The 14,073-nt window shown below is 69.5% G+C and carries 13 protein-coding genes; 9 read left to right on the forward strand and 4 right to left on the reverse strand.

Translation table 11 applies throughout. The annotated features are described in order from the left end of the window. Nucleotides 1-162 precede the first annotated feature (162 nt). The 5 genes from proS to KCG34_RS01920 all read left to right on the forward strand — a co-directional run bounded on the left by proS (nucleotide 163) and on the right by KCG34_RS01920 (nucleotide 5,094). Nucleotides 163-1,482, forward strand: coding sequence for a proline--tRNA ligase (gene proS, locus KCG34_RS01900; RefSeq protein WP_211938714.1), 1,320 nt, complete (start codon nucleotides 163-165; stop codon nucleotides 1,480-1,482). Beyond that, nucleotides 1,479-2,762: a lipoprotein-releasing ABC transporter permease subunit gene (locus tag KCG34_RS01905; protein ID WP_211938715.1), complete on the forward strand. Its 1,284-nt coding sequence runs from the start codon at nucleotides 1,479-1,481 to the stop codon at nucleotides 2,760-2,762. Before proS ends, KCG34_RS01905 begins: the two co-directional genes overlap by 4 nt. After that, nucleotides 2,755-3,447, forward strand: a complete 693-nt coding sequence (locus tag KCG34_RS01910) for an ABC transporter ATP-binding protein (RefSeq protein WP_211938716.1) — start codon at nucleotides 2,755-2,757, stop codon at nucleotides 3,445-3,447. The genes KCG34_RS01905 and KCG34_RS01910 overlap by 8 nt, the downstream gene beginning before the upstream one ends. 113 nt (nucleotides 3,448-3,560) lie before the next feature. Beyond that, the gene (locus tag KCG34_RS01915; protein ID WP_211938717.1) at nucleotides 3,561-4,229 is read left to right on the forward strand and encodes an HAD family hydrolase; all 669 of its coding nucleotides are present in this window, start codon (nucleotides 3,561-3,563) and stop codon (nucleotides 4,227-4,229) included. 85 nt (nucleotides 4,230-4,314) lie between these two features. Beyond that, nucleotides 4,315-5,094 carry an SDR family NAD(P)-dependent oxidoreductase gene (locus KCG34_RS01920; protein ID WP_211938718.1) on the forward strand — a complete coding sequence of 260 codons (780 nt, stop codon included), beginning with the start codon at nucleotides 4,315-4,317 and terminating at the stop codon, nucleotides 5,092-5,094. A gap of 3 nt (nucleotides 5,095-5,097) precedes the next feature. Here the strand turns inward: KCG34_RS01920 and KCG34_RS01925 are convergent, their stop codons facing one another. Next, complete coding sequence (locus KCG34_RS01925; RefSeq protein WP_211938719.1) at nucleotides 5,098-6,141, reverse strand: amidohydrolase family protein; 1,044 nt, start codon at nucleotides 6,139-6,141, stop codon at nucleotides 5,098-5,100. Nucleotides 6,142-6,264: 123 nt separating this feature from the next. Continuing rightward, nucleotides 6,265-8,799: a hybrid sensor histidine kinase/response regulator gene (locus tag KCG34_RS01930; protein ID WP_211938720.1), complete on the reverse strand. Its 2,535-nt coding sequence runs from the start codon at nucleotides 8,797-8,799 to the stop codon at nucleotides 6,265-6,267. A gap of 180 nt (nucleotides 8,800-8,979) precedes the next feature. Here KCG34_RS01930 and KCG34_RS01935 point away from each other — a divergent pair, with 180 nt between their 5' ends. Further along, nucleotides 8,980-9,426 (forward strand): hypothetical protein, encoded by a 447-nt coding sequence (locus KCG34_RS01935; protein WP_211938721.1) that lies wholly within the window; start codon nucleotides 8,980-8,982, stop codon nucleotides 9,424-9,426. A gap of 5 nt (nucleotides 9,427-9,431) precedes the next feature. On the opposite strand, the gene KCG34_RS01940 is transcribed toward KCG34_RS01935, so the two are convergent. Then, entirely contained in the window at nucleotides 9,432-10,028 is a 597-nt protein-coding gene (locus tag KCG34_RS01940) for a methyltransferase family protein (protein WP_211938722.1), read from the reverse strand. A 7-nt stretch (nucleotides 10,029-10,035) separates the two neighbouring features. Next, nucleotides 10,036-10,455 carry a GNAT family N-acetyltransferase gene (locus KCG34_RS01945; protein WP_211938723.1) on the reverse strand — a complete coding sequence of 140 codons (420 nt, stop codon included), beginning with the start codon at nucleotides 10,453-10,455 and terminating at the stop codon, nucleotides 10,036-10,038. Nucleotides 10,456-10,673: 218 nt separating this feature from the next. Here KCG34_RS01945 and KCG34_RS01950 point away from each other — a divergent pair, with 218 nt between their 5' ends. From KCG34_RS01950 to sidA, 3 genes are all read left to right on the forward strand, one after another. Then, nucleotides 10,674-12,500 (forward strand): ATP-binding protein, encoded by a 1,827-nt coding sequence (locus tag KCG34_RS01950; protein WP_211938724.1) that lies wholly within the window; start codon nucleotides 10,674-10,676, stop codon nucleotides 12,498-12,500. A gap of 269 nt (nucleotides 12,501-12,769) precedes the next feature. After that, nucleotides 12,770-13,876: a hypothetical protein gene (locus KCG34_RS01955; protein WP_211938725.1), complete on the forward strand. Its 1,107-nt coding sequence runs from the start codon at nucleotides 12,770-12,772 to the stop codon at nucleotides 13,874-13,876. A gap of 11 nt (nucleotides 13,877-13,887) precedes the next feature. Further along, the gene (gene sidA, locus KCG34_RS01960) at nucleotides 13,888-14,073 is read left to right on the forward strand and encodes a cell division inhibitor SidA (RefSeq protein WP_211938726.1); all 186 of its coding nucleotides are present in this window, start codon (nucleotides 13,888-13,890) and stop codon (nucleotides 14,071-14,073) included.

Below are 14,073 nucleotides of genomic sequence, written 5' to 3' on the forward strand. Positions count from 1 at the left end.
CCGCCCGATTCCCTCGGGCGGCCGCCTTTTCATGGTCCTTAGGTTTGGAGCGGGGCGCGGGCGGAAAACCGCTTCACACTTTTCCTCACCCCGCTCGCGCGTTGCCAAGCCGGGCAGGCGAGGGGTAATCAGGGGCTTTCGAGTTTCGAGGACCCCGTCGTCATGCGCCTGTCGCGCTACTTCCTGCCCCTTCTGAAAGAGACGCCGTCGGAGGCGCAGATCGTTTCGCACCGGCTGATGCTGCGCTGTGGCATGCTGCGGCAGGAGGCGGCGGGCATCTATGCCTGGTTGCCGCTGGGCCTGAGGGTCCTGAAGAAGATCGAGCAGATCGTGCGCGAGGAGATGGACCGGGCGGGCGCGGTCGAGCTTCTGATGCCGACCCTGCAACTGGCCGACCTGTGGCGCGAAAGCGGGCGCTATGACGACTACGGGGCCGAGATGCTGCGCATCAAGGACCGGCACGAGCGCGAGCTGCTCTACGGCCCGACCAACGAGGAGATGGTCACCGAGATCTTCCGCGCCTCGGTCAAGAGCTACAAGGACCTGCCCAAGAACCTCTACCATATCCAGTGGAAGTTCCGGGACGAGCAGCGCCCCCGCTTCGGCGTCATGCGTGGCCGCGAGTTCCTGATGAAGGACGCCTATTCGTTCGACCTGGACGAGGAGGCGGGGCGACGGGCCTATAACCGCATGTTCGCCAGCTATTTGCGCATCTTCTCGCGCATGGGGCTGAAGGCGATCCCGATGCGGGCCGAGACCGGGCCGATCGGCGGCGACCTCAGCCACGAGTTCCACATCCTGGCCGAGACCGGAGAATCCGGCGTGTTCTGCGACCGCCGTGTGCTGGAGCTGCCGATCCCGCCTGAGGATGTCGACTATGACAGCGACCTCTCGGGCATCGTGAAGCAATGGACCACGCTCTACGCCGCGACCGAGGACGTGCATGACGCCGCCCGCTACGAGGCCGAGGTGGCGCCCGCCGACCGCATGGAGGCGCGCGGCATCGAGGTCGGCCAAGTGTTCTTCTTCGGTGATAAATATTCCAGGCCGATGAAGGCCTTCGTCACCGGCCCCGATGGCGTCGACCGGCCGGCCCAGATGGGCAGCTATGGCGTCGGGGTCTCGCGTCTTCTGGGCGCGATCATCGAGGCCAGCCATGACGACGCCGGCTGCATCTGGCCCGACGCGGTGGCGCCGTTCGGCGTCGCGATCATCAACCTTCGGCCCGGCGATGCGGCCGTGGACGAGGCCTGCGCCGGCGCCTACGCCGCCCTGACCAAGGCCGGCAAGGAGCCGCTGCTGGACGACACCGACGGACGGGTCGGGGCCAAGTTCGCCGCCATGGACCTGATCGGCCTGCCCTGGCAGCTGATCATCGGGCCCAAGGGCCTGGCCGACGGGGTGGTGGAGCTGAAGCGCCGCGCCACCGGCGAGCGCCAGACCCTCAGCCTCGAAGCGGCCCTGAAGGCGATCTGCGCGTGACCGCTGACGCGCGGCCCGCCGCGCCGTTCAGCCAGTGGGAGCGCTCGGTCGCGGCCCGCTATCTGCGCGCCAAGCGCAAGAACGGCGGGGTGGCGCTGATCTCGACCATCTCCTTCGTCGGCATCGCGCTGGCGGTTGCGGTGCTGATCATCGTAATGTCGGTGATGAACGGCTTCCGCGCCGAGCTGCTGACCCGGATCCTCGGCTTCAATGGCCACCTGTTCGTCGCCGGGCAGGTGCTGAACGAGCCCGGCCGCGCGGCCCTGGTCCAGCGGCTGCGCGCCATCCCCCATGTCGTCCAGGCCGCGCCGATGGTCGAGGCCGAGGCTCTGGTGCAAGGGCGCGGGGCGACCTCGGGCGCGGTGGTGCGCGGGATCGGCCCGGGCGACCTGAAGGCGACGCCGATCATCGCCGGCAATATCAAGCGCGGCTCGCTGAACGGCTTTGGCCAGGGCGATTTCGGCGGCGACATCATCCTGGTGGGCGACCGCCTGGCCGCTTCCATGGGGGTCGAGCCGGGGGACACCCTGACCCTGACCTCGCCCTCGTCGTCCTCGACCGCCTTCGGCTCGGCGCCGATCAGCAAGGCCTATACGGTCGGCGGAGTCTTCAGCGTCGGCATGAGCGAGTACGACCAGACCTTCATCTACATGCCGCTGCAGCAGGCCCAGCTGTTCTTCGGCCGAGAGGACAGCATCGACAAGATCGAGATCAAGCTGGACGACCCGGACCGCACGCCGCTGGTGCGGCCTCAGGTGGCCGTCATCGCCGGGAACGAGGGCGTGGTCACCGACTGGCGGGACAACAACCAGGCCTTCTTCAACGCGCTCGAAGTCGAGCGCAACACCATGCGCCTGATCCTGCTGCTGATCGTGGCCATCGCGGCGATGAACATCATCTCGGGGCTGGTCATGCTGGTGAAGAACAAGGGCCGCGACATCGCCGTCCTGCGCACCATGGGCGCGGACCAGGGCGCGATCATGCGCATCTTCTTCCTGTCCGGCGCCGCCATCGGGGTTCTGGGCGCCCTGGCCGGCTTTGTCCTGGGGGTGCTGTTCTGCACCTACATCAAAGAGATCCAGACATTTGTGCAGTGGGTGACGGGCGCCGACGTGTTCAACGCCGACATCTATTTCCTGTCGCACATCCCGGCCAAGCTGGACTGGAACGAGGTGATCGGGGTGCTGTTCTGGGCGCTGCTGGCCTCCTTCCTCGCCACCCTGCCGCCGGCCTTCCAGGCGGCGCGGATCGATCCGGTGGAGGCGCTTCGCTATGAGTAGCGCGGTGCTGGCGCTCCGGGGCCTGGGGCGCACCTACAAGACCGGCGAGGGCAAGCTCGAGGTCCTGCGCGGCGTTGATCTGGAGGTCCATGCCGGCGAGGTGGTTGGCCTGATCGGGCCGTCGGGCTCCGGCAAGTCGAGCCTGTTGCACGCAGCCGGGCTCCTGGAACGGCCGACCGCGGGCCAGGTGATCATCGAAGGCCAGGACTGCTCGAAGCTGTCGGACAAGGCGCGCACGCGCCTGCGGCTAGGCCTGGTGGGGTTCGTCTATCAGTTCCACCACCTGCTGCCGGAGTTCAGCGCCCTGGACAACGTGGCCCTGCCGCAGATGATCGCCGGCGCCTCGCGGCCGGCGGCTCGCGGGCGGGCGGAGGCGCTGCTGACTCAGTTGGGCCTGGGCGCGCGCCTGGAGCACCAGCCAGGCCAGCTTTCCGGCGGAGAGCAGCAGCGGGTGGCCATCGCCCGCGCCCTGGCCAACCAGCCGTGCATCGTCCTGGCCGATGAACCCACCGGCAACCTGGATCCGCACACCTCCGGCGCCGTATTCCAGGCCCTGTTCGACCTGGCCCGGGCTACCGGCGTGGCCCTGCTGATCGCCACCCACAACATGGAGCTGGCGCGGTTCATGGACCGGGTGTTCGCCCTGGAGGACGGGCGCCTGAGCGAGCGCCGGGGCCGGTTCTAGAGCGACGTGTGCGATTCGAGAATCGCGCACGTCGCTCTAGTTCTTTGATGTCGCATCGTTTTTGCGGAAAACCGGTAGCCACTTTTCCGCACGATGCTTTAGGCGAGGCGGCCATGCCCATCACCGCGGTCGTGTTCGATGTCGGCGAGACGCTGGTGGACGAGACGCGGCACTGGGGCGAATGGGCCGACTGGATGGGCGTCCCCCACCTGACCCTCTTCGCCGCCCTGGGCGCGGTGATCGCGCGCGGCCAGCACCATCGCCAGGTGTTCCAGCTCTTGCGGCCCGGCTTCGACGTGGAGGCGGCCGAGGCGTCGCGGCTGGCGGCGGGGTGGCGCTATCGCTTCCTCCCCGGCGATTTCTATCCTGACGCCCTGCCGTGCCTGGCGGCTTTGCGCGCCGGCGGCCTTCGCATCGGGCTCGCCGGCAATCAGCCCGAAGCCGCGGAAGAAGCGTTGCACGAGGCGGGCGTGCAGGCCGACTTCATCGCCTCCTCGGCGCGCTGGGGCGTGGAGAAGCCGTCGCCGGCCTTTTTCGACAAGGTGATCGAAGCGGCGGGCCGCCCGGCCGGGGAAATCGCCTATGTCGGCGACCGGCTCGACAACGACGTCCTGCCGGCCAGGGCGGCAGGCCTGGCCGCCGTGTTCCTGCGCCGCGGGCCCTGGGGTCTGCTGCACGCGCTTGGCCCTGAGGCGGCCCAGGCCGACATTCAGCTCGAAAGCCTGGATGGCCTGGCCGAGATCCTGGCTCAGGCGCCCAGCACGCGGCGCGGGGTGAGGTAGTTCCCAGAACGCGGCTACAGGTGCAGGCTGGCCGCATTCCTCGGCGCTATAGTCACAGCCAAACACAAGATTCGGAGGCGCGGGCATGGGTGATCGGCCAGGGCGAGTGCAGGGCAAGGTGGCGCTGGTCACCGGCGCGGCTTCCGGGCTCGGCGCCGAGGCGGCGCGCCGGCTGGCGCGCGAGGGCGCGGCTGTGGTGCTGAGTGACATGGCGGCCGACGCCGGCGAGGCGCTGGCCGAAGCGATCAGCGGCGCCGGCGGCCGGGCGGCCTTCCTGACCCATGACGTGACCAGCGAGGCCGATTGGGAGCGGGTCGTGGCCGGGGCGGTGGAGCGTTTCGGCCGGCTGGATGTGCTGGTCAACAACGCCGGCGTGTCCGGCGCGGGCGAAGAGCTGATGAGCCACAGCCTGGAGGCCTGGCGGCGTGTGCTGGGCGTCAATCTGGACGGGGTGTTCCTGGGCCTGCGCCATGCCGGCCCGGCCATCGCCAAGGGTGGCGGCGGGTCGGTGATCAACCTGTCCTCGATCCTGGGCAAGGTCGGAATGGCGGGCGCGGCGGCCTATTGCGCTTCAAAGGGCGGCGTCACCATGCTGACCAAGGCCGCGGCGCTGGAATGGGCCCCGGTCAACATCCGCGTCAATTCCATCCATCCAGGATTCATCGACACGCCGATGGTGGCCGACGCCTTCCACCGCGCCGAGAACGGCAACGAGATGCGGCAGATGGTGATTTCGCGCCACGCCCTCGGCCGGCTGGGCGTCGCGCGCGAGATCGCCGATGGGGTGGTGTTCCTGGCCTCGGACGAATCCAGCTTCATGACCGGCTCGGAGCTGGTCATCGACGGCGGCTACACAGCGCAATAGGCCTCAGAGGCCGAGGCGATAGACCCGGTTCGCCGTGCCGAAGAACAGGGCCGCTTTCTCCTCGGCCGAGGCTCCGGCCGCCAGGCGCTTGAAAGCGTTCCACAGGACGTCGTAGCTGCAGCTGCAGACATCCACCGGGAAGTTGCTCTCGAACATGCAGCGCTCGGCCCCGAAGGCTTCGATGCAGGTCTCGACGTAAGGGCGCCATTCCTCCGCCAGCTGGGCCGAGGTCGCGGGCGGGTCGGCCATGAAGGAGGCGAAGCCGGGGAAGGCCATGGCCAGGCCGCCGAGCTTGACCGAAACCTGCGGGCAGGCGGCGAGGGCGCGGATGTTCTCCCGCCAGACGCCGAACCGCTCCGACAGGCGGCCCGCATAGGCGCCGATGCCCAGCGGCGTGCCCACGTGGTCAAGTACGATCGAGGTCTCGGGGAAGGCGCGAGCCAGATCGATCAGCTCCGGCAACTGGGGCTCCAGCAGCCAGGCGTCGAACGACAGGCCGAGCGGCGCCAGCCGCGCGAAGCCTTCGCGGAATTTGCCGTTCAGATAGAGGCCGCCGCCGATCCGGGCCAGGGGACCCAGCACAGCCGGGTCGGGGTCGTAGGAGGCGCTGTTGCGGATGCCGCGGAAACGTCCGCCAGCCACGGCGATATGCTGCTCCAGCACCCCCGCCGCCGCGTCGCCGAGCAGGAGATCGACGTGGCCCACGATCCCGGCGCAGGCCTTCACCGGGCCATAGATCCCGCTGGCGGTCATGGCCGCGACGCCGTTGACGAACTCGGTCTCGCCCAGCGAGCGCAGCTCTTCCGGACCATCGGCCCGGTACATGGCCCCGCACTGCAGATAGACCGTGGCGCGCACGTCGTGCCCGCTCTTCATGTCGGCCAGGAGTTCGTCCAGCAGATAGCGCGGCCGCATGTGCATCACGTTCTCGAACGGGTGCGTCGGCGCGCCGGTCGGCGCCGGCCGGTCCCAGAGGTGGTGATGGGGGTCGATGATCGGCAGGCCGGGTTCGAGGATCGGCTCGCGCGGCGCAGCAGTTACGGCCATCGGTGTCGTCTCCCGGCGTTCCTGAACCTGTTTCAGTTATCTGATGACCGAGCCGCCTGCGCCTGGCAAGCGGGCCGCACGCGATTGTGAGCCGTGACGTCGGCTGGCGCCCTGCTGTGGCGCTCAGGCCCCGACCATCGAGGCGATCGGTTCCGGCTCGGCCTCGGCTTCGACGGGGTCGCCTCCGGAAACGGCCTCGCTGAGCGCCGCCAGCAGAGCGGCGGCGGTGACCGGCTTGGAGATGTGGCCGTCGGCGCCGGCCTTCAGGCCCGCTTCGCGATGCTCGGGCATGGCGTTGGCGCTCAGCATGTAGAGCGGCGTGCGGCCGCGGCCGCCCGTCTGCTCCTCGATGCGGATGATGCGGGTGGCCTCCAGCCCGTCCATCACCGGCATCTGCATGTCCATGAAGATGGCGTCGAACGGCTCGCGGCGCGCCGCCTCGACCGCCTCCAGGCCATTGACCACCGAGACGGTCTCGACGCCGAACTGGTCCAGCATCATGCGAACGACCTTGCGGTTGGTCTCATGGTCGTCGACCACCAGCACGCGGACGGCGCGTTCGGCGGCGGCCTCGATCTCCTCGGCCCGTTCGGCCACGGTCTCCGGGGCGCTCGCAGCGGGGAAGGGGGCTTCGAAGCTGAAGCGCGAGCCTCGCCCCGGCACGCTGGCGCAGTCGAGTTCGCCGCCCATCAGCGCGGCCAGCTGGCGCGAGATGGCCAGGCCCAGTCCGCTGCCGCCGAAGCGGCGGGTGATCGAGCCGTCCGCCTGCTGGAAGCGGCCGAACAGGCGCTCCTTCTCCGCATCGTCGAAGCCGACCCCGGTGTCGATGACCACGAAGCGCAAGCCGTCCTCGCCGGCCGGCTCGGCGGTGATGGTCACCGATCCGGCGTCGGTGAACTTGACCGCGTTGCTGACCAGGTTGGTCAGGATCTGGCGCACGCGCGTGGCGTCGCCGACGAACCAGCCCTCCAGCTGCGGGGCGATCTGGACCAGCAGGTCCAGGCCCTTCTCCTGGGCCTTGACCTGGGACAGGCTGGCCACTGTCCGCACCAGGTCTGCGGCCTGGAACGGCGCCGGCTCGATGGTCATGCGGCCGGCTTCGACGCGGGCCAGGTCCAGGACGTCGGACAACAGCCGCTCGAGCGACTGGCCGGAACTGCGGATGATCTCGACCATCTCGCGTTCGCGCTTGGGCAGGCCCGCGGCGGCCAGCATGTCGGCGACCCCGACAACCCCGTTCAGCGGCGTCCTGATCTCGTGGCTCATATTGGCCAGGAATTCGCTCTTGGAGCGGCTGGCGAGCTCGGCCTTGAGCTGAGCGGCGCGCAGGCGCAGCCCGATCCGGCGCTGCCAGAACACCACGCCTGCGGCGCAGACCAGGAACAGGCCGGCGAAGGCGACGATCCAATGCTGGGAGCGGGCGGCCTGCCGCTGCAGCTCGGCGTCCTTGCGCGCGGTGGAGAGCTGGGTCTGCAGCGCGCCGGTCAGCTGGTGAACCCCGGCGTTGAAGCGGCGGGCGGCGACCACGGCGTGCTGGCGGTCATAGGCGCGTAGGGCCTCGTAGGCGTCCTTGGTCTTGCCCTGGGCCAGCAGGAGTTCGGCGGCGACCTGTCCCTCGCGTTCCAGGCCTGAGGTTTCGATGTCGTTCGAGGCCTTCAGCACGCGGATGGCGGCCAGGTCGTTCTCCGCGCCGGCGATGTCGTTCGTCCGGGCGCGGGCGATGGCGCGCAGGGGCAGGATGTCCGGCGCCAGGAACTCCGCCCCCGACAGCTTCTCGTCCAGGCCGCGCAGGCAGCGGAGCACCTCGGCCGGCGTGCCGAAACTGTCGCCGACCATGGCGCAGAGGTTCTGGTCCCAGATTTTCAGGTGCGGCAGATCCGAGCGCACCGCCATCTGGTGGTGCACGCTCGACAGTTCGCGCGCCAGCTTGGCGTCGCCCAGCATCACGGCCATGTGGGCCATGTTGTAGACGTCGTCGAAGTCCGGGCGCGGATAACCCGGATGGGCGAACTCGATGTCGGCGCGGGTGAAGGCCTGGGCTGCGCCGTCCAGGTCGTCCAGGATCATCAGGGCCAGGCCGATGGTCTCCCAGATGGTCGATTCGGCGTCGTTCGAGGCCGGGTCGCCCGAGGGGATCAATTGCTCCGCTTCCGACAGCCGCTTCAGCGCCAGGCTGGACTGGTCCTGGTCGATAAGCTCCATGGCCTGGACGCTCATGGCGTGCACGCGGACGAACCAGTCGGCCTGGTCCTTGTCGATGCGCGCGATCTGGTCCTTCACGGAGGCGTCGCCGCGGTCGTAGCGGCTCTTCAGCTCGTCGATGCGGGCGATCGCGATGTAACGGTCGTCGTGCTGCTGCTGGGCGTTGCGCAGCAGAAGGCCGTTCCAGTGTTCGAAGCTTTCGAACTCCGATTGGTTCAGCATGATCCAGCCGACATGCTGCAGCCGGTTCAGCGACTCCCGGTCGGTCCCGCGCCCGGCGGCTTCGCCGAAGCGCTGCAGGTCGGCGAAGCTGGACTTGTCGGCGCGCTGTTCGATCTGCCTGGCGAGCTTGACCGGGGCCTCGCTGCCCTGGGCGCGAGCGGTCGGCGCGCCGGCGGTCAGGCAGGCGAGCGCGCACGCAATGGCTGCGAGCCTCGGCGCCCCCCTCATCCCCATTCAAACGCTCCAACCACCTGGGTCTTGAGAATCAGTAACACGACAAAGGTTTCGGAAACGCTATGAACCAGGGCCGTGTGGCGAAGGGGCGCAGCGCTGTCCCCGGGCAGTATTCGCAGCCCGGAAATCCTTTGATCCAGCGCAACGGCGCCGCTCGCAACTGGCGGCATCTTGAGTGTCATGATACCGCCACTCGCCAGCTTGGCCTGCAGCGCCGCGCTCGCGGCGGCCCAGCCTTCCGTGCCCGAGAAGATCGACTGGCGCGTGCGCGAGCTTCCGCAAGCGGCGGCGACCTATGACATCAATTGGCGGCGGCTAGCGGGCGGCGCACCGCCTACGGGATGGGGCGTGTACGCGGCGGCGCGCGGACAGACCTTCGACTTCGAAAGCCAGGCGGCAGGCTGGGTCGAGGATCCGATCGTCGGTCCAGGCCAGATCGAGGCCGGCGTCGGATGGCGTCAGCCCGACATGGCGGTCATGTTCGGCTTCAACCGCCCCGGCTGGCGCCGGGCCCAGGCCAGCTGGCTCGACGCCGGCGGGCGGGCCGCGGCGCCGCGGGGCGACTATCGCCTCGATATCCGGCCCCAGACTGTAGTGGGGTTCAGTCTGACCTTTCACCTTCAGTGAGCGCCTCACCCGGGACGGTCGGCGCCCTGGCGGCCAAGGCCCGGGATCAGCATCGGCGTGCGTCGGCGATAGGCCTCGTAGGCGTCGTCGCCCAGTTCGGACGACAGGAACCGCTCCTCGATCCGGGCCTTGATCCAGAATCCCAGGGCCATCAGGGCCGCCCCGGCGAAGCCCGAGACCGCGCCGCGCAGGAGGGCGGTGGCCGCGCCGGCCAGGATCAGGCCGCTGTAGATCGGGTGCCGCACCAGGGCGTAGGGGCCGGTGTCGACGACGTGATGCCCGGCCTTGCGCGTCACCGTGCCGGACCACAGCTGGCCCAGGTGCAGCCGCGCCCACCAGCAGAAACCGAGGCCCGCAGCGGTGACGGCGACCAGCAGCCATCCCGGCGCCTCGTCCATGACCCAGATGTGCCCAGGCGCCGCCCCGGCCGGGACGCGGACCACCAGCAACAGCCAGATCCCCAGAGCCGTGATCGCCCAATAGAGTCCCTGGTCCCACAGCGAGACCCGCCTTGCGGCCGGCGCGGCCCACAGCGCGGCGATAACCCACGAAAGCGCCCAGGCGTCCCAGATCCAGAAGATGACGTTGAAGGGCGAGATCATCGCGGCCTCACCGGGTCCGGCGGAAGGCGAAGGCGTCTTTCTGCGGCTCCATGCCGATCCGCTCATAGAAGCCCACCGCATCGGGCATGGAGAGCAGGATCACGCTGACCTCGGGCCCCAGCTCGGCCTGGACCGCCGCCAGCAGGCCCCGCCCGACCCCCAGCCCCTGGGCCTCGGCGCCCACCGCCAGCTCGGAGACGTAGGCGCACCACGAGAAGTCGGTGACACAGCGCGCCACGCCCAAGAGCCGCCTGTCGCGCCGTCGCCGTGCGGTCATGATAAGGTTCGCGTGTGCCAGCATGCGGCCGATCCGCACCGCGTCATCCAGCGGCCGTGTCGCGCCCAGGCCGGATTCCGCCAGCACCTGGCTGAACTCGGCGACGGACAGGTCCTGCTCGCGAGCATAGGCCACCTCGGCGTCGGTCATCACGTTCCTCCGACTGCATTCTCTAACCCGGATCGCGCCGGCTTGACAGTGCCACAACCTTTGCGGGATGCTTGGGCCGTCATCGAGCCTGGCGGGCAAGAATTCGCCAATGAACCTCAGGACGAGGCGAATAGAGATCGCCCTGCGTCCAGGTCGAAGCTAAACTTCGGCTGGTTTTCGATGCGGGCGGACCAAGCGCCGATTGTGGGGCGGAAGTCGTGAGCGCAGAAGCTGAAATCCAGGCGGCGCGCCTGCGCTCGGTTTTCGAGCGCCTGGCGGTCACCTCTCTGGTCACCGTGGTCAACGCGGTGCTGATGGCGCTCGTGCTCCAGCGCCGCGGCGCGACGCCGGGCCCCTGGATCTGGCTCTCTCTGGTTTTGCTGCTGGCGGCGACGCGCACCTTCTCGGGGCGCCTGTTCGAGGACGATGCGGATCGCAGCCGGCGCCTCCTGCACTGGACCGCGGTCTCGGTGCTGGGTTCGGCGGCCTCGGGCGCGCTCTGGGGCCTGGGCGCGGCTTTCCTGTTCCCGCCGGACGAGACCGGCCAGTGGCTGTGGATCTTCCTGATCGCCGGCATGTGCGCCGGCGGCGCCTCGCTGCACGCCGCGCATCTGCCGACCGCCCTGGCCTTTGTGGTCCCGGCCTGCGCGCCCCTGGCCGTGCGCCTGGCGCTGGAGGGTTCGGCTTCGCGCATGGCCGCCGCAGCCATGATCGTGGTGTTCATGGTCGCCATCGCCTTCACCGCCGGCCGCTTCGCCCGCCAGTTCGGGCAGGTCCTCAGCCTGCAACTGGACCTCGAGCGCCGCACCGCCGAGCTGGACCAGACCAACCGCCGCCTTCGGGCCGAGATCGAGCAGCACCGCGCCACCGCCGACAGCCTGCACCAGGCGCAGAAGATGGAGGCCCTGGGCCACATCACCGGCGGCATCGCCCACGACTTCAACAACCTGCTGACCGTGATCAGCGGCAGCCTCGACCTGATCAGGAAGCGCGCCGCCGGCGACGAGACCGTGCAGCGGCTCAGCGCCGCCGCCACCCACGCCGCCAAGCGCGGCGCCCAGCTGACCGGCAGCCTGATGGGCTTCGCCCGCAAGCAGTCGCTGCACCCGGCCGTGATCGACGTCGGCGCCCTGATCGTCGAGTTCGCGCCCCTGCTGCGCCGGGCGGCGGGGGAGGCGATCGAGGTGCGGCTGGACCTGGCCGGCGACGTGGCCGACGCCTATGCCGACGCCGCCCATTTCCAATCGGCCATCCTGAACCTGGTCATCAATGCGCGCGACGCCATGCCGAACGGCGGCGTGGTGACGGTCTCCACCCGCAACGCCGCCCTGGGCGGCTCCGACGCGGTGCTGGACAGCGAGGCGCGCCAGGGGCGGGCGGTGGTGGTCAGCGTGCGTGATCAGGGCGCCGGCATGGCGCCCGAGGTGCTGGCCAAGGCCTTCGAGCCCTTCTTCACCACCAAGCAGGCCGGCAAGGGCACGGGCCTGGGCCTGGCCCAGGTGCTTGGGTTCGCGCGCCAGTCGGGCGGCTACGCCACCATCGACAGCGCTCCGGGGCAGGGCTGCGAGGTCAGCCTGGTGCTGCCGGCCCTGGCCTCCACCGGCTCGCAGCCGGCCAACGAAGCGGGCGCGGCCGAACCGGCGGCGCCGGGCGCCCCCCTGACCGTGCTGCTGGCCGAGGACGATGCGGCGGTGGCGGCGATGCTCCGCGAATCCCTGGGCCAGATGGGCTGGGAGGTGCTGACCGCCGCCTCCGGCCGCGAGGCCCTCGACATCCTGGGCCGCCGGCCCGAGGTCCAGATCCTGGTCGCCGACGTGGTCATGGCCGGCGGGGTCAGCGGGGTCGAGCTGGCCCGGGCCGCCGGGCGCCTGCGCCCGGGCCTGCCGGCGGTGCTGATCTCCGGCTATCCGGGCGAAGCCGCCGGCGCCGACGAGTTCGAACTCCTGCAAAAGCCCTTCACCCACCAGGACCTGGTCGACCACGTGCGCGCCGCCCTGGCCGCGCACGGCGCGAGCAAAGACGAAGCCCCCCGCGCCACGGCGTGAGGGCAATGAATGCTCCGCTCTTCCTGGCGAAGGCGCTGAGTTTGGCGGCTTTGCAGAATATCCTCATCCTGAGGCGCCCGCGCAGTGGGCCTCGAAGGACGCAGTGGTGAGGCCGTGCGTCCTTCGAGGCCCGACGCTTCGCGCCGGGCGCCTCATGATGAGGAAGTTTTTGGACTGCAAAAAAGAATCGTCATGGTGAGGAGCGGCCCGAAGGGGCGCGTCTCGAACCACGCACGAGCTTCGCGACGGCGCCAAAAAAGGGTGATTCCATGCGCATCTTTGTGGTCGCGGCCGCGCTCTGCCTCGCCGTCACGGCTCCGCCGCCAGCCTCGGCCGCCGACTCTGCGCCGCAGGCGCCGCCCGAAACGATCTGGCGCGACGCCCCCGACGGCGGGCTCGAGCACCTGCAGTCGGGCCTGGCCTGCCCGCGCAGTCTCGGCGAATATGATCGGCGCACGGCGTTCGTCTTCGACAATTTCGGCCTGGACGTCGGCTGCGACTACCAGGCGCGCGAAGCGAGCGTGACCCTCTACCTCACCCGTCGGACCCAGGGCGGCTTGGACGAGGCCATGGCTGAGGCCAAGCGCGAACTGGTGCAGTTCGGCGCCGCCGACAACCCCCAACTGCTGACCGAGCAGCGCTATGACGAGGCCGGCCACGCCTGGACCACCGCCCTCTACGCTAAGGACGGCGGGCGCCATTCGGGCATCTGGATGACCGACCTCTACGGCTGGACTCTGGAATATCGTGCGACCTATTCCCTGGCCGTGGAATCCCAGGTCCAGGCCGACCTCAAGGCCTTCACCGCCCAGATCGCCTCCACCGCGGGCACACGCCTGGCTCTCTGCGCCAAGCCGGCTCCGCCCGAGCGGCATGGCGCGGCGGCCCCGGCGACCAAGGACGACTCAGCGACGTCGCTGATGGACGCCCTCGTCGGCGCCGCCGCGATCCAGACAGCGGTGCAAGACAAGCACGCCAAGCCAAAACCCGTCCTCTGGTGCGTCGAGCGCCCGCTAAAGATCGAAGGCCATGGCGCCCTCTACTGGCGCGGGGTGGACGAAACCGGCGCCGACGCCCGCACCGACCAAGTCACCGCCCTGACGATCAAGACCACGCCCGGCCTTACCGTCACCCCCGACACCATGGGCGGCCTGATCGAGGCCCTGGGCAAGAAGGACGGCGACGACGCCCCTCCGCGCTGGGTCGCCGTCCTTGAGGCCAAGAGCCAGTCGACCATCTTCGGCTACTTCAATGGCCGTCCGACGCCCGAGGTCCTGGCCGAACTGTTCGGCCGCATCATGGCCGGCAAGGCCAAGCCCCTGGCCAGCTACGACGCCAGCCGCAAGAACATCACCATCACCATGCCGAAGGAGTGAGGGGGAGGGCCGTGGCGGCCGCGAACGAAGCCGTGTGTCCGGCCTTGACGCGGAACAAAACCAGAAATAAGAACAAAAAAGCAACCCGCTTTCCACAGGGGATTCACATGGTTCGGATGGCTTGGGACGGTCTGGCGCTTGCTTCGGTGGCGAGCTTCGTTTGGATGATGCTGGCGGTGGTTCAGCACGTGGGCTGA

Source organism: Phenylobacterium montanum (genome assembly GCF_018135625.1).
In the GTDB taxonomy this organism is placed as follows: Bacteria; Pseudomonadota; Alphaproteobacteria; order Caulobacterales; family Caulobacteraceae; genus Poindextera; species Poindextera montana.